Source organism: Pseudomonas sp. B21-047 (genome assembly GCF_024748775.1).
In the GTDB taxonomy this organism is placed as follows: Bacteria; Pseudomonadota; Gammaproteobacteria; order Pseudomonadales; family Pseudomonadaceae; genus Aquipseudomonas; species Aquipseudomonas capeferrum.
In genome coordinates this window covers 5684381-5706872 of sequence record NZ_CP087169.1, presented here as the reverse complement: position 1 = coordinate 5706872, position 22492 = coordinate 5684381, and the positions used below count along the sequence as shown (strand labels likewise).

The 22492-nt window shown below is 64.5% G+C and carries 22 protein-coding genes and 1 other RNA gene; 13 read left to right on the top strand and 10 right to left on the bottom strand.

Going from position 1 to position 22492, the window contains the following annotated elements; genetic code table 11:
• The first annotated feature begins 228 nt into the window (after positions 1-228).
• On the top strand, positions 229-879 hold the full coding sequence (locus LOY26_RS25795) for a gamma-glutamylcyclotransferase (protein ID WP_258714241.1): 651 nt from the start codon (positions 229-231) through the stop codon (positions 877-879).
• Between the two features lie 94 nt (positions 880-973).
• On the opposite strand, the gene LOY26_RS25790 is transcribed toward LOY26_RS25795, so the two are convergent.
• A complete protein-coding gene (locus LOY26_RS25790; protein WP_033702188.1) occupies positions 974-1951 on the bottom strand; it encodes an NADPH:quinone oxidoreductase family protein in 978 nt (325 codons plus the stop codon).
• Positions 1952-2108: 157 nt separating this feature from the next.
• Here LOY26_RS25790 and LOY26_RS25785 point away from each other — a divergent pair, with 157 nt between their 5' ends.
• Positions 2109-2513 carry a flagellar basal body-associated protein FliL gene (locus tag LOY26_RS25785; protein ID WP_033702186.1) on the top strand — a complete coding sequence of 135 codons (405 nt, stop codon included), beginning with the start codon at positions 2109-2111 and terminating at the stop codon, positions 2511-2513.
• On the opposite strand, the gene LOY26_RS25780 is transcribed toward LOY26_RS25785, so the two are convergent.
• From LOY26_RS25780 to LOY26_RS25765, 4 genes are all read right to left on the bottom strand, one after another.
• Positions 2514-3626, bottom strand: coding sequence for an ABC transporter permease (locus LOY26_RS25780; protein ID WP_186657657.1), 1113 nt, complete (start codon positions 3624-3626; stop codon positions 2514-2516).
• A gap of 1 nt (position 3627) precedes the next feature.
• A complete protein-coding gene (rbbA, locus tag LOY26_RS25775; RefSeq protein ID WP_258714240.1) occupies positions 3628-6348 on the bottom strand; it encodes a ribosome-associated ATPase/putative transporter RbbA in 2721 nt (906 codons plus the stop codon).
• Positions 6345-7304, bottom strand: coding sequence for an HlyD family secretion protein (locus LOY26_RS25770; protein WP_033702180.1), 960 nt, complete (start codon positions 7302-7304; stop codon positions 6345-6347). Before LOY26_RS25770 ends, rbbA begins: the two co-directional genes overlap by 4 nt.
• Positions 7305-7398: 94 nt before the next feature.
• Positions 7399-7848, bottom strand: coding sequence for an EVE domain-containing protein (locus tag LOY26_RS25765; RefSeq protein ID WP_033702178.1), 450 nt, complete (start codon positions 7846-7848; stop codon positions 7399-7401).
• A 178-nt stretch (positions 7849-8026) separates the two neighbouring features.
• On the opposite strand from LOY26_RS25765, the gene LOY26_RS25760 reads away from it, so the two are divergent.
• Positions 8027-8179 carry a hypothetical protein gene (locus tag LOY26_RS25760; RefSeq protein WP_167334468.1) on the top strand — a complete coding sequence of 51 codons (153 nt, stop codon included), beginning with the start codon at positions 8027-8029 and terminating at the stop codon, positions 8177-8179.
• 19 nt (positions 8180-8198) lie between these two features.
• Here the strand turns inward: LOY26_RS25760 and LOY26_RS25755 are convergent, their stop codons facing one another.
• The 4 genes from LOY26_RS25755 to LOY26_RS25740 form a co-directional block, all read right to left on the bottom strand.
• Positions 8199-8807 carry a 5-formyltetrahydrofolate cyclo-ligase gene (locus LOY26_RS25755; protein WP_033702176.1) on the bottom strand — a complete coding sequence of 203 codons (609 nt, stop codon included), beginning with the start codon at positions 8805-8807 and terminating at the stop codon, positions 8199-8201.
• Between the two features lie 69 nt (positions 8808-8876).
• A non-coding RNA gene (ssrS, locus tag LOY26_RS25750) (6S RNA) lies at positions 8877-9056 on the bottom strand.
• Positions 9057-9073: 17 nt separating this feature from the next.
• On the bottom strand, positions 9074-9394 hold the full coding sequence (locus LOY26_RS25745) for a cell division protein ZapA (RefSeq protein ID WP_033702174.1): 321 nt from the start codon (positions 9392-9394) through the stop codon (positions 9074-9076).
• Positions 9391-9573 carry a TIGR02449 family protein gene (locus LOY26_RS25740; RefSeq protein WP_033693939.1) on the bottom strand — a complete coding sequence of 61 codons (183 nt, stop codon included), beginning with the start codon at positions 9571-9573 and terminating at the stop codon, positions 9391-9393. The genes LOY26_RS25745 and LOY26_RS25740 overlap by 4 nt, the downstream gene beginning before the upstream one ends.
• A gap of 181 nt (positions 9574-9754) precedes the next feature.
• Here LOY26_RS25740 and LOY26_RS25735 point away from each other — a divergent pair, with 181 nt between their 5' ends.
• From LOY26_RS25735 to gcvP, 10 genes are all read left to right on the top strand, one after another.
• Positions 9755-10309, top strand: coding sequence for a YecA family protein (locus tag LOY26_RS25735; RefSeq protein ID WP_033702172.1), 555 nt, complete (start codon positions 9755-9757; stop codon positions 10307-10309).
• 21 nt (positions 10310-10330) lie between these two features.
• The gene (gene pepP / locus LOY26_RS25730) at positions 10331-11665 is read left to right on the top strand and encodes a Xaa-Pro aminopeptidase (protein WP_033702170.1); all 1335 of its coding nucleotides are present in this window, start codon (positions 10331-10333) and stop codon (positions 11663-11665) included.
• Positions 11662-12861 carry a 2-octaprenyl-6-methoxyphenyl hydroxylase gene (ubiH, locus tag LOY26_RS25725; RefSeq protein WP_033702168.1) on the top strand — a complete coding sequence of 400 codons (1200 nt, stop codon included), beginning with the start codon at positions 11662-11664 and terminating at the stop codon, positions 12859-12861. The genes pepP and ubiH overlap by 4 nt, the downstream gene beginning before the upstream one ends.
• Positions 12858-13340, top strand: a complete 483-nt coding sequence (locus tag LOY26_RS25720) for a DUF4442 domain-containing protein (RefSeq protein WP_258714239.1) — start codon at positions 12858-12860, stop codon at positions 13338-13340. The genes ubiH and LOY26_RS25720 overlap by 4 nt, the downstream gene beginning before the upstream one ends.
• A gap of 9 nt (positions 13341-13349) precedes the next feature.
• Complete coding sequence (locus LOY26_RS25715) at positions 13350-14567, top strand: 2-octaprenyl-3-methyl-6-methoxy-1,4-benzoquinol hydroxylase (protein WP_258714932.1); 1218 nt, start codon at positions 13350-13352, stop codon at positions 14565-14567.
• Between the two features lie 114 nt (positions 14568-14681).
• Positions 14682-15683 carry an extracellular solute-binding protein gene (locus tag LOY26_RS25710; RefSeq protein WP_033702162.1) on the top strand — a complete coding sequence of 334 codons (1002 nt, stop codon included), beginning with the start codon at positions 14682-14684 and terminating at the stop codon, positions 15681-15683.
• A gap of 159 nt (positions 15684-15842) precedes the next feature.
• Entirely contained in the window at positions 15843-17465 is a 1623-nt protein-coding gene (locus LOY26_RS25705) for an iron ABC transporter permease (RefSeq protein ID WP_258714238.1), read from the top strand.
• Positions 17466-17588: 123 nt separating this feature from the next.
• Positions 17589-18671: a glycine cleavage system aminomethyltransferase GcvT gene (gene gcvT / locus LOY26_RS25700; RefSeq protein WP_186657665.1), complete on the top strand. Its 1083-nt coding sequence runs from the start codon at positions 17589-17591 to the stop codon at positions 18669-18671.
• Positions 18672-18722: 51 nt separating this feature from the next.
• Complete coding sequence (gene gcvH / locus LOY26_RS25695) at positions 18723-19106, top strand: glycine cleavage system protein GcvH (protein WP_186657668.1); 384 nt, start codon at positions 18723-18725, stop codon at positions 19104-19106.
• Between the two features lie 130 nt (positions 19107-19236).
• Positions 19237-22110, top strand: coding sequence for an aminomethyl-transferring glycine dehydrogenase (gcvP, locus tag LOY26_RS25690; RefSeq protein ID WP_258714237.1), 2874 nt, complete (start codon positions 19237-19239; stop codon positions 22108-22110).
• A 28-nt stretch (positions 22111-22138) separates the two neighbouring features.
• Here the strand turns inward: gcvP and LOY26_RS25685 are convergent, their stop codons facing one another.
• Positions 22139-22453 (bottom strand): DUF2388 domain-containing protein, encoded by a 315-nt coding sequence (locus LOY26_RS25685; RefSeq protein WP_186657680.1) that lies wholly within the window; start codon positions 22451-22453, stop codon positions 22139-22141.
• Positions 22454-22492: the final 39 nt, after the last annotated feature.

The following is a 22492-nucleotide window of genomic DNA, read 5'->3' as shown; positions in this document are numbered from 1 at the left end:
CTGGGTATAAGGCGGTAATTGTTACCGCCTTGGCTCATAACTTTCACCCGGCTTGAAACAATGCGCTCCAACTGTCGGAAGTTCGCGTGAATCTTTAGCTGCGGGGCTTGAGTAGTGGCCTGTTTATATCCTAAGGTTAATCCAGGTACCTTGGGTGCGGGGCGCAGGCCCTGGCACACAGCGACGCTCGCTACGACAGTAGTTCACGGGGAATAATGGCGGCAGCTTATGTCGGCACTTCAACAGTTATCCTGGAATAGTTCTTACCCTCCGGCGCTCGACTTCGGCCAGCAATTGACCCGCGAGCAATTGATCAACTCCATGCACATGACCATGTCACGCCATGAAGGCGGGCCCGTGTGGTTGTTTGCCTATGGCTCGTTGATCTGGCGCCCGGAGTGCAGTTCGGTTGAGCGTCAGCGGGCGCGGGTGCATGGTTACCACCGTGGGCTGTACCTGTGGTCGCACGAGCACCGTGGCACGCCGGAAACACCGGGCCTGGTGTTCGGCCTGGACCGTGGCGGGTCGTGCAGCGGTTTTGCCTATCGGCTGGAAGAAAACAACCTGGATGAGTCGCTGATGGCGCTGTGGCAGAGGGAGATGCCTTACCCGGCCTACCGCCCGCACTGGCTCAGTTGCCGGTTGGGGGATGGCAGCAAGGTGCAGGCCTTGGGTTTTGTGCTGGAGCGCCACTTGCCGTGCTATGCGGGGAATCTGCCAGATACGCTGCTCAGCCAGATCCTTGCCAGTGCCAAAGGGCGGTATGGCACCACGCGCGAGTATGTGGAACAGACCTTGAACGCTTTGCGCACCCACCAGATGCCGGATCGCAACCTGGAGGCGCGGTTCAGGCGCTGCCATAACCTGCGCGAAGTTTGAGCAAGACAGTTGCTCAGGTTCTCTGCGGTCTTCAGGTTGTGGGAGCGGGCTTGCCCCGCGAAGAGGCCGGTGCTGCCAACCCAGTTGTGATGCCTTATCGGGTTAGCACCACCAACTTACCCACCGCCTTCCTTTGTCCCAATTGCTCGATAGCCGCCCCAGCCTCGGCCAGTGGATAAGTCTTCGACACCAACGGTTTCAGTTTGCCTTCGGCATGCCAGGCAAACAGCTGGCTGAAGTTCGCCGCATTGTCCTCCGGCTGACGCTGTGCAAACGCCCCCCAGAACACCCCCAGCACCGCAGCGCCCTTGAGCAGCACCAGGTTCGCCGCCATCTGTGGGATGGTGCCGCTGGCAAACCCGACCACCAGTAACCGTCCATTCCAGGCCAGCCCGCGCACGGCCTGGTCGAACAGCTCGCCGCCCACCGGGTCGTAGATCACGTCCGCGCCCTGGCCGCCGGTCAGGCGCTTTATCTCGTCCTTGAGGCTGGCCTGGCTGTAGTCAATCAGCTCGTCGGCCCCGGCAGCCTTGGCCACAGCCAGTTTTTCAGCGCTGCTGGCCGCGGCGATCACCCGGGCGCCCATGGCCTTGCCTATTTCCACTGCCGCCAGGCCCACACCGCCAGACGCCCCCAGCACCAGCAGGGTTTCACCGGGCCGCAGTTGGCCGCGCTGCTTGAGTGCATGCATCGAGGTACCGTAGGTCATGCCAAAGGCGGCAGCGGTCGTGAAGTCCATGCTTTCGGGGATCGGCATCACGTTGTAGAAGGGCACCGCGACCTGCTCGGCGAACGCACCCCAGCCCGTCAGCGCCATGACCCGGTCGCCGACCTTGAACGCACCGGCCTTTTCGCCGACTGCGGCGACCACCCCCGCTGCTTCGCTGCCCGGGGAAAACGGCAGCGGTGGTTGAAACTGGTATTTACCTTCGATGATCAGGGTGTCCGGGAAGTTGACGCCTGCGGCCTGTACCTCCAGCAGGAGCTCGTTCTTCTTCGGCACGGGGCTGGCGACGTCTTCCAGTACCAGGTCGCGCGCCGGACCCAGGGTTTTGCACAACACAGCTTTCATCGGGGCTATTCCTTTGCGGGTAATGGCCGATAAGTGTAGGAGGGCCACCTGCCGGGTCAACGAGCATGGCCCACCCTGATGGGCCGGCATAAGCCTGGGCTTGGGTTTGAGCGGTGTGCTGGGTAAGCTGGCGCCAATTGTATTGAGGAGCGAATTCGTGAAAGCGTGGATCTTGATGGTGCTGGCCCTGATGCTGCCAGTGGCGGCCATGGCCGAAGAGGCCAAGGAGGGGCAGCCAAAAGTCGCCTACATCACCCTGAGCCCACCCTTTGTCGGTAACTACGCGCTCGACGGTGGCCCCAAGCTGCGCGTCTACAAGGCTGACGTGGCCCTGCGCGTGACCGGTGATGAGGCCGCCAAGGCGGTGAAGCATCACGAGCCGCTGATCCGTAACCAGCTGGTGGCGCTGTTCACCCAGCAGACGGTAGACAAGATGAGCAACGTCGAGGCCAAGGAGCAACTGCGCCAGGAAGCCCTCAAGCAGGTGCAGCAGGTAATGGAAGCGGAAGAGGGCAAGCCGATTGTCGAAGACCTGCTGTTCAACAACCTGATCGTGCAGTGATCAAGAGGCCAGGCTGCGCCGAAAGCGCGCCAGTGCCACGCTGAAGAACACCAGGCCGATCACGGCCAGGGCCAGGATATCTGGCCATACCACGGCCAAGCCGGCGTCGCGGAACAGAATTGCGGCGCCGAGGCTGACGAAATGCGTCGACGGCGAGCCTTGCATCACCCATTGCAACCACTGCGGCATGCTGTCCAGCGGCGTGCTGCCGCCCGACAGCAACAGCATCGGGATGATCACCGGGATCGCCAGCAGGCCGAACTGAGGCGTCGAACGCGCCAGGGTGGCCAGAAAGATGCCCAGCGCGGTGCTGGCGAACAGGTACAGCGCCGTCACCCCCAGAAACAGCCCCATGGAGCCGGACAACGGCACGCCCAGGGCGCCCTTGACCACCACGATCAGCGAGATCCAGGTGCAAAGCACCACCACCAGTGCGTTGCTGGCGATTTTCGCCAGCATGATTTCCAGCGCGGTCAACGGCAGCACCAGCAAGTGATCGAGCGTGCCGTGTTCGCGCTCACGCAACAACGCGGTGCCGGTGAGGATGATCGCCAGAATCGTGATGTTGTTGACGATCTGGATCACCGCCAGAAACCAGCCGCCCTCAAGGTTGGGGTTGAACAATGCCTTGGGGTTGATCAGCACCGGGCTCTGCGTGGTGGTGCGCTGGGTATAGTCGAGCAGCTCACGTTCGAAGATCCGGCCGATGTAGCCGGCGCCCATGAAGGCCTGGCTCATGGCCGTGGCGTCGACGTTGATCTGCAGCTCCGGCGACCGCCCGGCCAGCAGGTCGCTCTGGAAATTTACCGGCACATTGATCACGAAGGTGTACTGGCCACTGTCCATGGCCTGGTCCAGGCGGTCCGGAGGCAGAGGCACGGCAGGCTGGAACTCGGGCGGTTGCAGCGACTCGGTGAGTTTGCGCGAGAGCAGGCTGTGGTCTTCGTCGACCACGGCGACACTGGCGTTGTGCACGCCGATCACCGAGCCGGCCGCAGGCATGTAGATCGCCACGCTAAAGGCATAAAGCAGAAACAGCAGCAGCACGCTGTCATGGCGCAGGCTGGTGAGTTCTTTCAGGCCCAGGCGCAGGGTGTGGTTCAAGCGCGACATGTCAGGCCTCCTGCTTCTTGAGCATGATCAGGCTCAGGCCGGTGAATACGGCAAAGAAACTCAGCAGGATCAGGCACTGCGGCCACAGCTCGCGCAGGCCCAGCGCTTTGGTGAAGGTGCCGACCGCGATGTCGAGGAAATACCCGGCCGGGAACAGCTGGCCCATCACCGCCGCAGCGCCGTCGAGCGACGAGCGCGGCACGATCAGCCCGGAAAACTGAATGGTCGGCAAGCTGGTGATGATCATGGTGCCCAGAATGGCCGCTATCTGGGTGCGGGTGAACGCCGAAATCAGCAAGCCCAGGCTGGTGGTGGCCAACAGGTAGGCCACGCCGCCACAGGCCAGGGCCAGCACGCTGCCCTTTAGCGGCACGGCGAACAGCCAGCGGTTCATCGCCACCAGCAACGCCAGGTTGACCAGGCTCACGGCCAGGTAGGGCAGCTGTTTGCCCAGCAGGAACTCCAGGCGGGTGAGGGGCGTGGCGTAGAAGTTGGTAATGGAGCCCAGCTCTTTCTCGCGGACAATGCCCAGGGCGGTGAGCATGGCTGGTATGAAGGCCAGGATCAGTGCCATCACCCCGGGGCCGATGGCATTCACGCTGACCACATCCTGGTTGTAGCGAAAGCGTGTTTCCAGGCGCACCGGTTCCTGGCGCTGCACCGGTTGCGGGCTGTAGGCGGCAAGCTGTTCGAGGTTCGCCTGGTGCACGGCTTCCACGTAGTTACGGCTGGTTTCCGCACGAAACGGCATGCCGCCGTCCAGCCAGGCTGCCACGACCGGCTGGCGCCCGGCGTGCAGGTCGCGGCCAAAGCCCGGTGGGATCTCCAGCGCCAGTTTGATTTCGGAGCGCTGCAAGCGCTGGTGCATCTCGCGAGTATCCCGGATCGGCGCCTGTTCGGCGAAATAGCGCGACCCGCGAAAGGCCTCGAGGTAGGCGCGGCTCTGCGGGCTCTGATCCTGGTCGTGAACGGCGAAGGCGAGGTTCTCCACATCCAGCGAGATGCCGTAGCCGAAGATCACCATCATGAACACGGCGCCGAGCAGGGCAAAGGCCAGGCGCACCCTGTCCCGCAGCAACTCCTTGCCCTCCCGGCTGGCCACCGCCAACAGGCGGCGCAGGCTGAAGCCCTGGCGCAACGGCGGTGTGGTCGCTGCTGCCTGCTCCAGTACCGCGTTGCCCGGGGCCTGGGGGCCGGCCTCCTGGGCCTGTTCCAGGCAGCGGACGAAGGCGTCTTCCAGGGTGTTGCCGGCGTAATGGCGCTGCAGGGCGTCGGGCGTGTCGCAGGCCAGCACCCGGCCGGCGTGCATCAGCGAAATGCGGTCGCAGCGCTGGGCTTCGTTCATGAAGTGGGTGGAGAGGAAAATGGTCACGCCCTGCTCGCGGGACAATTCCACCAGCAGCCGCCAGAAGTCGTCCCGGGCGGCAGGGTCGACGCCAGAAGTCGGCTCGTCGAGGATCAGCACTTCAGGGCGATGCAGCACCGCGACCGCCAGCGACAGCCGCTGGCGCAGGCCAAGGGGCAGGGCGCCTGACGGCTGGTCGGCGAAGCTGCCCAGGTCGAAGCGTTCGATCAGTTCGCTGATGCGCTGCGCGCTTTCGGCCTTGGGCAGGTCGAACAGGCGGGCATGCAGCGTCAGGTTCTGGCGGGTGCTGAGTTCGCCATACAGCGAGAAACTCTGCGACATGAACCCCACCCGCTTGCGCGTGGCCAGGTCGCTGGCATCCACCGGGCGGCCGAGCAGGGTGGCGCTGCCCTCGGTGGCGGGCATCAGGCCGGTGAGCACTTTCATGGTGGTGGTCTTGCCGCAGCCGTTGGAACCCAGGAAGCCGAAAATTTCCCCACGGCCAATGGCGAAGCTGACCTTGTTCACTGCGGTGAAATCGCCAAAGCGCAGGGTCAGGTCGTGCGCCTCGATGGCAACCGGGCCGTCATTGGTCGGGCGTGGCGGGATGCTCAAGGGTGCGTTTTGCGTGCTGCCTGCGCCCTGGTAATGGGTAAAGGCGTCGTCCAGCTTGCCGCTGGGCGTGACGGCGGCCAGTACCTGGCTGGGGCCTGCGGCAATCAGCTGGCCGCCATCGAGCATCAGGCAGTGCTCGAACTGCTCGGCCTCTTCCATATAGGCGGTGGCCACCAGCAGCGTCAATTGCGGGCGTTGCGCACGTACCTGCTCGACCAGCTCCCAGAAGCGCCGGCGCGACAGGGGGTCGACCCCGGTGGTGGGTTCGTCGAGGATCAGCAGGTCAGGCTCGTGGATCAACGCGCAGCACAGGCCCAGCTTCTGCTTCATGCCCCCCGACAGCTTGCCGGCCGGGCGCTCGGCGAAACGTTGCAGGTCAGTGGCTTGTAGCAGGTTGGCCATGCGCTGGTCGCATTCATCACGGCCAAGGCCAAACAGGGTGGCGAAAAAACGAATGTTCTCGCTGATCGACAGTTCGGGATACAGGTTGTTGCCCAGCCCTTGCGGCATGAACGCCACTTTTGGGTACAGCGCCGCGCGATGGCGGCGCTGACGGATCGAGCCGCCGAGCACCTGCAGCTCACCCTGTTGCAGGCGCTTCACGCCGGCGATCAGCCCGAGCAGGGTCGATTTGCCGGCCCCGTCGGGGCCAATCAGTGCACAGCGCGTGCCTGCAGGCAGGCTGAAGCCCAGCGTGTGCAAGGCGACCAGGCCGCCATAGCGGTGGCTGATACCCTCGGCCAGCAGTGCCGGCGCGTTCATTGCAGGTTGGCCGGCCAGTCCACATCAGCCGTGCGCACGTAGCCAGCACCCGGCATGCCCGGCTTGGCTTGAGGCACGGCGCTTGGGTCGATCAGGCGCAGTTTGACGCGAAACACCAGCTTCTGCCGTTCGTCACGGGTTTCGACCTGTTTCGGGGTGAACTGTGCCTTGGCCGCAACAAAGGCCACCTTCGCCGGCAAGGCCTGCTCTGGCAAGGCGTCGAGGACGATGCGTGCCTGATCGCCAACGGTCAGCCGGCCGCTGGTGGAGGCCGGCAGGTAGAGGTTCATGTACTGGTCGCTCGGGTCGATCAGCATCAGTACCCGACCGCCAGCACCCAACACCTCACCCGGTTCGGCCAGGCGCAGCTGGATGATGCCGTCGATGGGCGCGCGCAGGCTGCTGTCGTCGATCTCGCTGGTGAGCTGCGCCACCTGGGCTTGGGCGGCGCCGATGGCGGCCTTGACTGCCGCCAGCTGGGCACGTGCCGCGACAACTGCCGCGTTGGCCGTGTCGAAGCGGGCCTGTTGCTGGTCGAGCAACTGCTGGCTGGCGTACTTGCGCTGGAAGATTTCGCGCACGCGCTTGAGCTCCTGGCCGGCCAGCAGCAGTTCACTTTGGCGCAGTTGCACACTGGCCTGGGCTGCCGCGTAGTTTTCCCGCGCGCGCAGCACTTCGGCCTCGGCCTGGTTGCGTTGGGCCTCCATGGTACGGGTGTCGATACGGGCCAGCAGCTGGCCGCGGACAACCTTGTCGCCTTCGTCGACCCGCACTTCGGCCAAGCGCCCGGGGACCTTGCTGGCAATCTGCACTTCGGTCGCCTCGAGGCGGCCGTTGCCCATGCTCAAGCCTTCCGGCAATTGGTCGTGCAGCGACTTCCAGTAACCCAGCCCTGCAGCGGTCGCCAGTAAGGCGATCAACGCGGTGGCGAAGACCCTGGGGGCATATCGATTCATCAGTCAGCATCCTGCTCAATGCACGCCCCTATCGTGGCGTGTGGCTATCCATGGCGTGTTGATATCGGTCAAACCCCATGACCATAGCGCACCTTCAGCTCAGCGCGACAATCGCCGCCCATTGCTCGGGGGTCACCGGCATCACCGACAGGCGGCTGCCTTTCTGTACCAGCGGCAGTTCGGCAAGGGCAGCCTGTTGCTTGAGCCAGCCCAGCTCCAGCACCTTGGGCAGGGTCTGCACGTGCGCCACATCTACGGCGCTCCACGGGTTTTTCTCGGCCGTGGCCTTGGGGTCGTGATAGGGGCTCTCTGGGTCCAGTGCGGTTGGGTCCGGGTAGGCTGCCCGCGTGATCCGGGCGATGCCGGCAATGCCCGGCTGCGGGCAGCTGGAATGGTAGAAGAAGAACGTGTCGCCCACGCTCATGGCCCGCAGGAAGTTGCGCGCCTGGTAATTGCGCACGCCGTCCCAGCGTGTTTCGCCCAGGCGGCCAAGGCCTTCGATCGAGAGCTCGTCGGGCTCGGATTTCATCAGCCAATAGGCCATGGATGCTGCTCCTGAAAAGGTTTGAAATAACCTGTTGCACGAAACCGACAGCCGGTTGGCGTCAATGTTTGCGTGTAGACGCAGGTTGTCGGAAAATGCGCCCCGTTTAAAGCGAGATGCGCTGGCGATACCCAGAAAATCGCCAAGCCGGAACAGTTTGCCTGGGGGGCAATCTTCGATGAATCAACGCAAAAAGCCGGATCTGCTGTGGATCCTGGTGTTCATTTTTGGCCTGGGTGTGGTCACTACCGGTTATGCGCAGGGGTTCTGGGAGCGCAAGCTGGATACCGCCTATCAGATGCCAGTCGACGCCAGCCAGCCGCCACGTTGATGCCCTTCGCTGGCGCCGCTCAGCTCGGCGCCAGGTACCAGTCGCAGTCCGAGACCGTCCCCTGCAAGGGTACATCCCAGCTGGCCTGCGCCAGCCGCTCGACCTTTTGGCATTCATGCGCCAGCCCCAGCAGCAAGGGCTTTTTCCAGGTCTTGCGGCGCGCTTGGTAGGCCAGGCTGCGGTCATAGAACCCCCCGCCCATGCCCAGGCGCCCACCCACTTCATCGAAGCCCACCAGCGGCAGCAGGATCAGGTCCAGGGACCAGATCGGGCGTTGGCGTTTGCGGTCGGTCAGTGGCTCTGGAATACGGAAGCGGTTGCGCTTGAGTTTTTCACCCTGCTCGAAACGCTGAAACACCATGCGCGTGCGCGGCCAGGCGTGCAGTACCGGCAGGTAGGTGCGCTTGCCGCGTCGCTGGGCTTCGCGCAGTAGTAGGTATGGGTCGATTTCGCCGTCGTTGGGCAAGTACAGGGCGATGTGCCGGGCGCGGCGGAACAGCGGGTCTTGCGCCAACTGGCGGTACAGGCCAAGGGCGGCCTGGCGCTGCTGGGCAGGCGTCAGTGCGCGGCGGGCATTGCGCAGCAGGCGACGGAGCTGGGGGCGGGTAGGCGGCGCGGTGTCGGTCATGGCACGGACGTTCCCAGTTGTCGCTACTGGTGTGGAGTCTGCCCGCAGCAAATGCAGGCAAGAGAAATAAGGCTCCCCGATAGGACCGCTATCGGTGTAGCCCTTGAACCCGAAAGTTCAAGGTGGAGATTGCAGGGGGCGTTAAGGCTTTCCGTCGAGCGGACATGCACACCGGCCCCAGCGTGCAACCCCCGTGGTTGTGCGTATCGGCTCAGGGACATAACCGACTGGCGCATCCCCCAGGGAGTGGCGCCAGTATACCAATCTCAGCCGATTTTGGTATCCGTGTCGTCGGACAAGGCCTTATCGACCCGATCCAGCAGCTCGCGCACCTGTTCGCGGTTGGTGCCAGCGGCGGGTGCATCGGTACGCTCTTCCTGGCGGTGCAGCATCTCGTGGGTAATGTTCAACGCCGCCATCACCGCGATGCGGTCGGCACCAATCACCTTGCCGCTGCTGCGGATCTCGCGCATCTTGCCGTCCAGGTAGCGCGCCGCGCTGACCAGGTTGTTGCGCTCTTCCGGCGGGCAGATGATCGAGTATTCCTTGTCGAGGATCTGCACGGTGACGCTATTGCTTGAACTCATGAGTCTTGCTCCAGAGCCTTGAGGCGTAAAATCATCGACTCGACCTTGCGCCTTGCGATCTCGTTCTTTTCGATGAGGTGGGCGCGCTCTTCGCGCCAGGACTTTTCCTGAGCTACTAGGAGTGCATTTTGCCGTTTTAGTTGCTCGACACGTTCAATCAGCAACTCGAATCGGCTCATCAGCGCTTGCAGGTCGTTCTCTTGCGTGGGTTGCACTCGAATCGCTCCGTCGTTGAGTCACCTGGCGATGATGCCTCTCCCTGGCCCGCGACGGCCAGTGCCGATGGTCTTGGCGCGCCTGCCGGTGCTAGGATACAAGGTCTCCATTCTAGTCATTGCGCCGTCTGGCGCCTAGTTGCCCATGCCCAATACCCAATCGCCCTACATCGCCTTCGCCATGCTGCTTTCCAGCAATGGCCACCCTGTCACTCCTGCCGAGCTGCACGGCTTGCTGGTCGGGCGCAGTTGCGCCGGTGCCGGCTTCGATGCCGACGCCTGGCTGGCCGACGCCGCCCAACTGCTGGAAAACGAACCCGGTGACACTGTCCGCAATGCCCTGATCGGCCTGCAGGAGATGGTCAAGGGTGAGCTGACCAGCGATGACATGGCCATCGTCCTGCTGCTGCCTACCGATGACGCCGCGCTGGCCGACCGCGCTGCGGCGCTGGGCCAGTGGTGCCAGGGCTTCATCACCGGCTTCGGCCTGAACGCAGGTGGCAAGGAGCTTTCCACCGAGGCCAAGGACGTGCTGCAGGACCTGGTTGCCATCTCGCAGGTGCAAGAAGCCCTCGAAGAGTCCGAAGACGGCGAGAGCGACTACATGGAAGTCATGGAATACCTGCGCGTAGCGCCGCTGCTGCTGTTCTCCGAGCTGGCCAAGCCGGCCGCACCCGCGTCCAAGCCATCGTTGCACTGATCAACCGGGGGTAGTCTGCCCATGAGCCACATTCCCAAGGCCGAGTATGCCCGTCGGCGCAAGGCGCTGATGGCGCAGATGGTCCCCAATAGCATTGCCATCCTGCCCGCCGCCGCAGTTGCCATTCGCAACCGCGACGTCGAGCACGTGTACCGCCAGGACAGCGACTTCCAGTACCTCAGCGGCTTCCCGGAGCCTGAGGCTGTCATCGCGCTTATCCCCGGCCGGGAACATGGCGAGTACGTGCTGTTCTGCCGCGAGCGCAACCCCGAGCGCGAGCAATGGGAAGGGCTGCGCGCCGGCCAGGAAGGTGCGGTGCGTGATTTCGGCGCCGACGATGCCTTCCCGATCACCGACATCGACGAGATCCTGCCGGGCCTTATCGAAGGCCGCGAGCGGGTCTACAGCGCCATGGGCAGCAACCCCGAGTTCGACCGCCGGCTGATGGACTGGATCAACGTGATCCGCTCCAAGGCGCGCCTTGGTGCCCAGCCGCCGAATGAGTTCGTTGCGCTGGATCATCTGCTGCATGACATGCGCCTGTATAAATCGGCGGCGGAAGTGAAAGTGATGCGCGCTGCCGCCGAAATTTCCGCTCGCGCCCACGTGCGTGCCATGCAGGCATGCCGGGCCGGGCTGCACGAGTACAGCCTGGAAGCCGAGCTGGATTACGAATTCCGCAAGGGCGGGGCGAAAATGCCGGCCTACGGCTCGATCGTCGCCGCCGGGCGCAATGGCTGCATCCTGCACTATCAGCAGAACGACGCCCCGCTCAAGGATGGCGACCTGGTGTTGATCGATGCGGGCTGCGAAATCGACTGCTATGCCAGCGACATCACCCGCACGTTCCCGGTCAGCGGGCGTTTCTCGCCCGAGCAGAAGGCCATCTACGAGCTGGTGCTCAAGGCCCAGGCTGCGGCCTTCGCCGAAATCGCCCCCGGCAAGCACTGGAACCACGCCCACGAGGCGACCGTGCAGGTCATCACCGAGGGCCTGGTGGCACTTGGGCTGCTCAAGGGCGATGTGCAGGGGCTGATCGAAAGCGAAGCCTACCGCGCCTTCTACATGCACCGCGCCGGGCACTGGCTGGGCATGGATGTGCACGATGTGGGCGAGTACAAGGTGGGCGGTCAGTGGCGCGTGCTGGAGCCCGGCATGGCGCTGACCGTCGAGCCGGGCATCTACATTGCCGCCGACAACCAGGCGGTGGCGAAGAAGTGGCGCGGCATCGGCATAAGGATCGAGGACGACGTGGTAGTGACCAGGCAAGGCTGTGAAATTCTGACCTCAGGCGTGCCGCGCACGGTCACCGAGATCGAGGCGCTGATGCAGGCTGCGCGCAAGGACGCGGCATGAATCGCGTGAACCTGGCGATCATCGGTGGCGGCCTGGTCGGCGCCAGCCTGGCCTTGGCCCTGCAAGCCGGGGCCAAGGCGCGCGGCTGGAAGATCCTGCTGATCGAGCCGTTCGCGCCTGGCGACAACTTCCAGCCCAGCTACGATGCGCGCTCCTCGGCGCTGTCGTTTGGCACACAACAGATCTACCAGCACTTGGGGCTGTGGCAGGCCATCGGCCAACGCGCCGAACCGATCCGGCAGATTCAGGTATCCGACCGCGGCCGGTTCGGCGCCACGCGCCTGGATGCCGTCGAGGAGGGCGTGCCAGCGCTCGGCTACGTGGTCGAGAACGCCTGGCTTGGCCAGTGCCTGTGGCAGGGGCTCGACAGTGACGTGGTGAGCTGGCGTTGCCCCGCCGAGGTGCGGGCAATGCACGCCATCGAAGGCGGTTACCGCCTGCAGCTGGATGACGACACCAGCCTGGACTGCGACCTGGCGGTGCTGGCCGATGGCGGCCGCTCCGGCCTGCGTGAGCAACTGGGCATTCATGTGCGCCGCACGCCCTATGAGCAAAGCGCCTTGATCGCCAACATCACGCCTGGCGAGGCCCATCGCGGCCAGGCGTTCGAGCGCTTCACCGAGGCAGGCCCGATGGCGCTGCTGCCATTGCCGGAAAACCGCTGTGCGTTGGTCTGGACCCGTCAGGGCATGGACGCGCAGCGGCTGGCCGAAATCGACGAACGCAGCTTCCTGCGCGAGCTGCAGGACGCCTTCGGCTATCGCCTCGGCGCATTGCGCCAGGTGGGGGCAAGGCATCTGTACCCGCTGGCATTGGTCGAAGCCGACGAGCAGGTACGCCCGCACCTGGTGGTGCTGGGCAACGCCGCGCACAGCCTGCACCCCATTGCCGGCCAGGGCTTCAACCTGTCGCTGCGTGACGTTCAGGCACTGGCCGAAGCGCTGCTGGCGGGCCCGCAGCAACCCGGAGACCTGGCTACCTTGCGCGTCTATCACCAGCGTCAGCGCCTGGATCAGGCCCTGACCATCGGCTTTTCCGACCAGGTTACGCGCCTGTTCGGCAGCAACCAGCCGTTGTTGGCCGCAGGGCGCAACATCGGCCTGCTCGGCCTCGACCTGTTGCCCCCGGCGAAAAGCTGGTTTGCCCGCCAGGCCATGGGCCTGGGTACGCGCCCCGACCCGCGAGGCCAGGCATGAGTAATCCGCGCAGGCTGGCGCGCCGGGCCCGTATGTTGCGCTGGTTGTTGAACCTCTACCCACCGTACCTGGGCGCCGGTATCCGTGTGCAGCACATCAGCCCGGACATGCGCAGCGTCAAGGTATGCATGAAGCTCACGCGCTGGAACCGCAATTACGTCGGTACCCAGTTCGGCGGCAGCCTCTACTCGATGGTCGATCCGTTCTACATGTTGCTGCTGATCGAGCAGTTGGGGCGTGAATACATCGTCTGGGACAAGGCGGCGAGCATCGACTTCATCTCGCCGGGCAAAGGCCCGGTGTACGCCGAGTTCCACCTCGATGACTCCCTGCTGGACGAGATCCGCCAGCAGACCGCCACCGGCAAGAAGTGCCTGCCGCGTTTGCAGGTGGATATCCGCGACGCTGCCGGCGAGCTGGTGGCGCGGGTCGACAAAACCCTATACGTGCGGCTCAAGCCGCAAGCGAGGCAGGCGTAAGGCATGGAAATGCGCGCAGATCTGTTGATTGTCGGTGCCGGTATGGTCGGCAGCGCCCTGGCCTTGGCGTTGCGCCACAGTGGCCTGGACATTCTCCTGCTCGACGGCAGCCCGCTGTCGGTCAAACCCTACGATAACGAGGCCGCGTTCGAGCCGCGTGTCAGTGCCCTGTCGGCGGCCAGCCAGCGCATTCTCGAGCGCCTTGGCGCCTGGGACGGTATCGCCCGGCGGCGGGCCACGCCGTACACCGACATGCACGTGTGGGATGGCAGCGGCACGGGCCAGATCCACTTCTCGGCGGCCAGCGTGCACGCTCAGGTACTCGGCCACATCGTCGAGAACCGGGTGGTGCAGGATGGCCTGCTGGAGCGTCTGCATGACAGCGACATCGGCCTGCTGCCCAATGCGCGGCTGGAGCAACTGCGCCGCTCCGGTGACGAGTGGCTGCTGACCCTGGCCGACGGCCGCCAGCTGCGTGCGCCGCTGGTGGTGGCGGCTGATGGCGCCAACTCGGCGGTGCGCCGCCTGACCGGTTGCGAAACCCGTGAGTGGGATTACCTGCATCACGCCATCGTCACCAGCGTGCGTTGCAGCGCGGGGCACCAGTCCACGGCCTGGCAGCGCTTCACCGACGACGGCCCGCTGGCGTTCCTGCCGCTGACGCGCGATGGCCAGCAGGACTGGTGCTCGATTGTCTGGTCGACCACCCCGGAGCATGCCGAGCAGTTGATGGCGCTGGGTGAGCCGGCCTTCCTCAAGGCCCTGGAACGAGCCTTCGAGGGGCGCCTGGGTGAAGTCCTGCAGGCAGACCCGCGCGTCTGCGTGCCGCTGCGCCAGCGCCACGCCAAGCGCTATGTGGACGAGGGGCTGGCCTTGATTGGCGATGCCGCGCACACCATTCACCCGTTGGCTGGCCAGGGCGTCAACCTGGGCTTCCTCGACGCCGCTGTGCTGGCCGAGGTGCTGGTCAATGCCTGCGAGCGGGGCGAACGGCTGGCGGATGTGAAGGTGCTGAGCCGCTACGAGCGGCGGCGCATGCCGCACAACCTGGGGCTGATGGCGGCGATGGAGAGTTTCGAGCGGCTGTTCCAGGCCAACCCACTGCCGTTGCGCTGGTTGCGTAACAGTGGCTTGAAGCTGGTGGAGCAGATGCCAGAGGCCAAGGCGTTGTTCGTGCGCCAGGCATTGGGGTTGAGCGGGGACCTGCCGGCGTTGGCCAGGCCTTGAGCCTACGGGGCCGCCTTGCGGCCCCTGCAACATCCGGTAACGGCTCCAAGGGTGAGTGACAAAATGGGATTCACTACCATTTGCGCCTCTCATACGATCCGAGGAGTGCTTTCCATGTTGCCACGCAAGCCCCTACTGGCCGCCCTGGCCCTGACCCTGTTCGGCGGCACTGCCCAGGCAGCGGAGGAGGTGGTGGTGTACTCCTCGCGCATCGACGAGCTGATCAAGCCGGTGTTCGATGCCTACACCGCCAAGACCGGGGTCAAGATCAAGTTCATCACCGACAAGGAAGCCCCGTTGATGCAACGCATCAAGGCCGAGGGCGAGAACGGTGTGGCCGACCTGCTGCTGACCGTCGATGCCGGCAACCTCTGGCAGGCCGAGCAGATGGGCATCCTGCAGCCGATCAAGTCCGACATCATCGACCAGAACATCCCGGCGCAGTACCGTGCCTCGTCCCATGACTGGACCGGCCTGAGCCTGCGCGCCCGGACCATCATCTATGCCACCGACCGGGTCAAACCCGAACAGCTGAGCACCTACGAAGCCCTGGCCGACAAGCAGTGGGAGGGCCGCCTGTGCCTGCGCACCGCGAAGAAAGTCTACAACCAGTCGCTGACCGCCACGCTGATCGAGAACCACGGCGAGGCGAAGACCGAAGAGATCGTCAAAGGCTGGGTCAACAACCTGTCCACCGACGTGTTCTCCGATGACAACGCCGTGATCCAGGCCATCGAGGCCGGCCAGTGCGATGTGGGCGTGGTCAACACTTACTACTACGGGCGCCTGCACAAGCAAAACCCCGCGTTGCCGGTGAAGATCTTCTGGCCCAACCAGGGTGACCGTGGCGTACACGTGAACCTGTCGGGCATCGGCCTGACCAAGCATGCTCCGCACCCAGAGGCTGCGAAAAAGCTGGTCGAGTGGATGACCGGCGAAGACGCGCAGAAGCTGTTCGCCGACATCAACCAGGAGTTCCCGGCCAACCCGAAGGTCAAACCGTCGGACGAGGTTGCAGCCTGGGGCAGCTTCAAAGCTGACAGCATTCCGGTCGAGATCGCGGGCAAGCGCCAGGCAGAAGCGATTCGGTTGATGGACCGGGCTGGCTGGAACTAAGCGCCAGGCTTTATCCTTGCGGGGCCTGCAAGGGCCCTTTCGCGGGTAAACCCGCTCCCACAGGTACAGCGCAGCCCAAGCGGCGGCACCGTACCTGTAGGAGCGGGTTTACCCGCGAACGACCGCGCAGCGGTCGCCATCGCCTTCGAGACTTGAGCCTTGCCCCACACCCCCCAACGCCGCTGGTACCTCCCGGTCGCCCTGATCGCTGCCCTGGTGCTCCTGCCCCTGAGCGTCCTGCTGCTGTCGTGGCAGTCGATCGACCAGCAGATCTGGTCGCACCTGCTCGACACCCAGATGAGCCGCCTGCTCGGCAACACCCTGACCCTGGTGCTGGGCGTAGGCATCGGCGTCACTGTCCTGGGTGTCAGCCTGGCCTGGCTCACCAGCCTCTGCGAATTCCCCGGCCGGCGCTGGCTGGACTGGGCGCTGATGCTGCCGTTCGCCATCCCCGCCTACGTGCTGGCATTCGTCTTCGTCGGCCTGCTGGACTTTGCCGGCCCCGTGCAAAGCGCCTTGCGTGAAGCCTTCGGGCCGATGCGCCTGCCCCGCGTACGCTCCACGGGTGGGGTGGTCATCGTGTTGGTGCTGGTGTTCTACCCTTATGTCTACCTGCTTGCGCGCACGGCCTTTCTGGCGCAGGGCCGGGGCCTGATGGAGGCGGCCCGGGTACTGGGGCTGTCGCCGCTGCAGGCGTTCTGGCGCGTGGCGTTGCCCATGGCGCGCCCGGCCATCGGTGCCGGTATCGCCCTGGCGTTGATGGAAACCCTGGCCGATTTCGGTGCAGTGGCAGTGTTCAATTTCGATACCTTCACCACGGCCATCTACAAGACCTGGTACGGCTTCTTCAGCCTGTCCAGCGCCGCGCAGTTGGCCAGCCTGCTGCTGTTGGCGGTGATGCTGGTGCTCTACGGCGAGCGCCGTGCGCGCGGCGCCAGCCGTACCGGCAACGAGCGGCCGCGTGGGCAAGCGCTCTATCACCTGCGCGGGGCAAAGGCGCTGCTGGCCAGCGGCTGGTGCCTGCTGGTGTTCGCCTGCGCCTTCGTCATACCGCTGCTGCAATTGCTTGTGTGGTTCTGGCAGCGCGGTCGGCATGACCTGGACGATCGCTATGTCGGCCTGGTGCTGCACACCTTGTACCTGGGCGGCATGGCGGCATTGATCACGGTGAGCGTGGCGCTGTTGCTGGCATTTGCCCGGCGCCAGGCGCCGACGGCTGGCATCCGCGCTGGGGTCGGCCTGGCCAACCTTGGTTATGCCTTGCCAGGTTCAGTGCTGGCGGTGTCGATCATGCTGGCCTTCAGTTACCTCGATAACCAACTGGTGGTGCCGCTCTCCACATGGCTGGGCGGCGCTGGCAAAACCTTGCTGCTGGGTAGCCTCGCGGCCTTGCTGCTGGCCTACCTGGTGCGCTTCATCGCCGTGGCCTACGGGCCGCTGGAAGGCAGCCTGGAGCGTATCCGGCCCTCGTTGCCTGAAGCGTCGCGCAGCCTGGGCGTCGGCGGCGTGGGATTGTTTTTCAGGGTGTATCTGCCGTTGTTGGTGCCCGGTGCACTGAGTGCGGCCCTGCTGGTATTCGTCGATGTGTTGAAGGAAATGCCGGCTACCTTGCTGATGCGTCCGTTCGGCTGGGACACCTTGGCGGTACGGGTGTTCGAGATGACCAGCGAGGGGGAGTGGGCGCGCGCCTCGCTGCCTGCCTTGACCCTGGTACTGGTGGGGCTGCTGCCGGTCATCGGGCTGATCCGCCGTTCGGCTCGGCGCCCCGGTCACAGACACTAAGGGTGCCAGCCTGCGCCCATGCGGCTACAATGCGCGGCATTCGCGCGGCGGGTCCTACAAGAAGAGCTGACGACCCAACGTCATCGACCGCCGCCGCTTCGCCACGCCCGGAAGGAGAAACCCATGGGACAGCGCACGCTTCTGTATGACCTGCACCTGGCGCTCGGCGCCAAGACGGTCGATTTTGGCGGCTGGGACATGCCCCTGCACTATGGCTCGCAAGTCGAGGAGCACCATCAGGTGCGCAGTGACTGCGGGGTCTTCGATGTCTCTCACATGACCGTCATCGACGTCACGGGCAGTGATGCCTTTGCCTGGTTGCAGCGGTTGCTGGCCAACGACGTCGCACGTCTCGCGGGTATTGGCAAGGCGCTGTACAGCCCACTGCTGAACGCGCAGGGCGGGGTTATCGACGACCTCATCGCCTACCGTACCGAAGGCGGCTATCGCCTGGTGACCAACGCCGCCACCCGCGAAAAGGTGCTTGGCTGGCTGCATGCGCAGCGTGCAGGCTTCGAGGTGGATGTTCAGGTTCGCCCGGACCTCGCCATCCTCGCCATCCAAGGCCCCCACGCCCGTGAAAAGGTGGCGGCCTTGCTGAGCCCGTCGCGCGCCGCGCTGATCCGCGAGCTGCGCCCGTTCGAAGGTATCGCCGAAGGCGACTGGTTCATTGCCCGTACCGGTTATACCGGTGAGGACGGCCTGGAGATCATCCTCCCAGGTGACCAGGCCGTGGCCTTCTTCAACGACCTGGTAGGGGCCGGCATCGCCCCCAGTGGCCTGGGCGCCCGCGATACCCTGCGTCTGGAGGCCGGCATGAACCTTTACGGCCAGGACATCGACGAAGCCCACACCCCGCTGACCTCCAACCTGGGCTGGAGCATCGCCTGGGAGCCGGCTGCGCGCGAATTCATCGGCCGCACTGGCCTGTTGGCGGAAATCGAGCAGGGTGTGAAGGAAAAACTGGTTGGCCTGGTGCTGGAAGAACGCGGCGTTCTGCGTGCCCATCAGGTGGTTCGTGTTACCGGTATTGGCGAAGGTGAGATCACCAGTGGTAGTTTCTCTCCTACGCTGAGCAAATCCATTGCCCTGGCGCGTGTACCCATGGCTACCGGCGACCGCGCCGAGGTCGAGATTCGCGGCAAATGGTACCCGGTGCGGGTGGTCAAACCGACCTTCGTGCGCCACGGCAAAATCCTGATTTGAACAATTATTAACCGGCGGGCCGACCGCTGAGCCAATCGAGGAATTCAAGACATGAGCAATATCCCCGCCGACCTGCGTTTTGCCGAAAGCCACGAGTGGGCGCGCCTGGAAAGCGACGGCACAGTGACCGTTGGCATCAGCGACCATGCACAGGAAGCCCTGGGTGACGTCGTGTTCGTCGAACTGGCGGAAGTCGGCAAGGTGTTTGCCAAAGGCGATGCCGCAGGCGTGGTCGAATCGGTCAAGGCGGCTTCCGACATCTACGCCCCGATCGCTGGCGAAGTGATCGCGGTCAACGACGCGCTGGCAGACAATCCGGAGCTGTTGAACGAAGAACCTTATGGGGCGTGGATCTTCAAATTGAAGCCAAGCGACGCAGCTGAATTGGAAGAGCTGCTGGATGCTGCGGCTTATCAGGCTGCGATCGGCGAGTAACTGATCAAGCCGGGGGGCGCACTGCGCCGCCCGGCCATGGTGCGGCAAAAGCAAGTTTCTCCGCACAATCGGCAATCCTTCCTAGACTTATAAGTCTCCATGAGGCCTGGTCTAGGAAGAGAGCGTCGTCATGTCCCAGTCGCCGTCCCTGCATCAACTGCAAGAGCTCAACCCTTTCCTGCGTCGCCACCTTGGCCCCGATGCCTCGGAGCAGCAGGCCATGCTCAGCGCGCTGGGTGTTGCCAGCCGCAGCGAGCTGATCGAGCAGACGGTCCCGCCAGGGATCCGCCTCAATCGCCCACTCGACCTGCCGCCGGCCCTGGATGAACAGGCCGCACTGGCCAAGCTCGCCGGTTACGCCGAGCAGAATCAGGTCTGGACCAGCCTCATCGGCATGGGCTACCACGGCACCGTCACGCCAACTGTCATCCTGCGCAACGTGCTGGAAAACCCAGGCTGGTACACCGCCTATACGCCTTATCAGCCAGAAATCGCCCAAGGCCGGCTGGAAGCCCTGCTCAACTTTCAGCAGATGGTCATCGACCTGACCGGCCTGGCCCTGGCCAACGCCTCGCTGCTCGACGAAGCCACCGCCGCCGCCGAGGCGATGGCCTTGGCCAAGCGCGTGGCACGTAACAAGAGCAACGCCTTCTTCGCCGACGAGCACTGCCACCCGCAAACCCTCTCGGTACTGAAAACCCGCGCCGAGGGGTTCGGCTTCGAGCTGATCGTCGACGCTGTGGATAACCTTGCCAAGCACTCGGTATTCGGCGCTTTGCTGCAATACCCGGACACCCATGGCGAGGTGCGCGACCTGCGCCCATTGATCGACCAGTTGCACAGCCAGCAAGCCTTGGCCTGCGTTGCCGCCGACCTGCTCAGCCTGGTGGTGCTGGCGCCGCCCGGTGAGCTGGGCGCCGATGTGGTGTTGGGCTCGACCCAGCGCTTTGGCGTACCGATGGGCTACGGCGGGCCACACGCGGCCTATTTCGCCTGCCGTGACGACTTCAAGCGGGCCATGCCGGGGCGCATCATCGGTGTGTCACGCGATGCCCGTGGCAATACCGCGCTGCGCATGGCCCTGCAGACCCGCGAGCAGCACATCCGCCGTGAGAAGGCCAACTCCAACATCTGCACGGCCCAGGTACTGCTGGCCAATATCGCCGGCTTCTATGCCGTCTACCATGGCCCAGAGGGCTTGCAGCGCATTGCCCAGCGCGTGCATCGGCTGACCTTTATCCTGGCGGCCGGCCTTGAAGCCAAGGGCATCAAGCGGCTCAACCAGCATTTTTTCGACACCCTGACGTTGGAGGTGGGCGGCGCGCAGGCGGCGATCATCGAAAGTGCCGAGCACGCGCAGATCAACCTGCGCATCCTCGGGCGTGGGCACCTGGGCGTGAGCCTGGACGAAACCTGCAGCGAACAGACCGTGTTGCGCCTGTTCGATGTTTTCCTGGGGGTCGACCACGGCCTGGACATCGCGACGCTCGACCAACTGGCGCTGCCCGAAGGCATACCCGCGGGGCTGGTGCGGCGCACGCCGTTCCTTGCGCACCCGGTCTTCAACCTGCACCACAGTGAAACCGAGATGCTGCGCTACCTCAAGCAGCTGGAAAACAAGGACCTGGCGCTGAACCAGTCGATGATCCCGCTGGGCTCCTGCACCATGAAGCTCAACGCCACCAGCGAGATGATCCCCATCACCTGGCCCGGCTTCGCCCAGCTTCATCCCTTTGCGCCTGCTGCCCAGGCGGTTGGCTACAAAGCGATGATCGACGAGCTGGAGAGCTGGTTGTGCGCGATCACCGGCTTTGACGCCATTTGCATGCAGCCCAACTCCGGGGCCCAGGGTGAATACGCCGGCCTCATGGCCATCACCCGCTACCACCGCAGCCGCCATCAGCCGCAGCGTACGCTGTGCCTGATTCCGTCCTCGGCCCACGGCACCAACCCGGCCTCGGCGCAAATGGCCGGCATGGAGGTGGTGATCGTCGATTGCGACGAAGACGGCAACGTCGACCTCACGGACCTCAAGGTCAAGGCCCAGGCGGCAGGGGATCGGTTGTCCTGCCTGATGGTCACCTACCCCTCGACCCATGGGGTGTACGAAGAGGGTATCCGCGAAATCTGCGACGTGGTGCACCAGCACGGTGGCCAGGTGTACATGGACGGTGCCAACCTCAATGCCCAGGTCGGCCTGGCACGGCCCGCAGACATCGGCGCCGACGTTTCGCACATGAACCTGCACAAGACCTTCTGCATCCCCCATGGCGGCGGCGGCCCCGGCATGGGCCCGATCGGCATCCGCGCCCACCTCAAGCCCTTTGTCGCCAGCCACCCGGTGGTGCCGGTACCCGGCCTGGACCCGAACAACAGCGCGGTCAGTGCCGCGCCCTGGGGCAGTGCGAGCATTCTGCCGATCAGCTGGATGTACATCGCCATGATGGGCCCGCAACTGGCCGATGCCAGCGAGGTGGCGATCCTCTCGGCCAACTACCTGGCCAGCCAGCTTGCCGGGGCGTTCCCGGTGCTCTACCGCGGGCGTAACCAGCGCGTGGCCCACGAATGCATACTCGACCTGCGCCCGCTCAAGGCCCAGACCGGCATCAGTGAGGAGGACGTGGCCAAACGTTTGATGGACTACGGCTTTCATGCCCCGACCATGTCATTCCCGGTACCGGGCACGCTGATGGTCGAGCCGACCGAGAGTGAGTCCAAGGCCGAGCTGGACCGTTTCGTCGAGGCGATGCTGGCGATCCGTGCAGAAATCGCCCAGGTGCAGGAGGGCAACTGGCCGGCCGAAGACAACCCGCTCAAGCATGCGCCGCACACCTTGGCCGATGTGTTGGTAGCGTGGAACAGGCCGTACAGCCTGGAGCAGGGCATCGCCCCCAGTGCTCACGTACGCCAGCACAAGTATTGGCCAGCGGTGAACCGGGTCGACAATGTGTATGGAGACAGGAATTTGTTCTGCGCGTGTGTGCCGGTGGAGGCTTATCGCTGAGTTTCGGGGGGCTTGGCCCCCCGATTATTTACTCGGCTACTGCGTTCTTGGCCAGAATGGCATTGGCCAGTTCCATGTCGCTGGCTTGCATGCCTGGGTTTTCGGCGCGCACCTGGTGCAGCGCAGACTCCAGGAACGGCCCACGAATGGCGCCTTCGCTGGCCACGAAGCTGCCAGCGTCTTCCTGCGCGGCCAGTACCAGCTTGTGATCCTTGGAGGTCAGGTAGGTGGACGCGGTGGTCGCACCGGAAGAAATCACGTTACGCCAGAAGGTATCGGCCATGGCGGAGCCCATTGGCAGCGAAAGCAAGGCAGCGGTCGCGATGGCGGTTTTGAGACGCATGTTGAAACACCTCGAAGGGTGAGGGTTGAAGATGCGCGG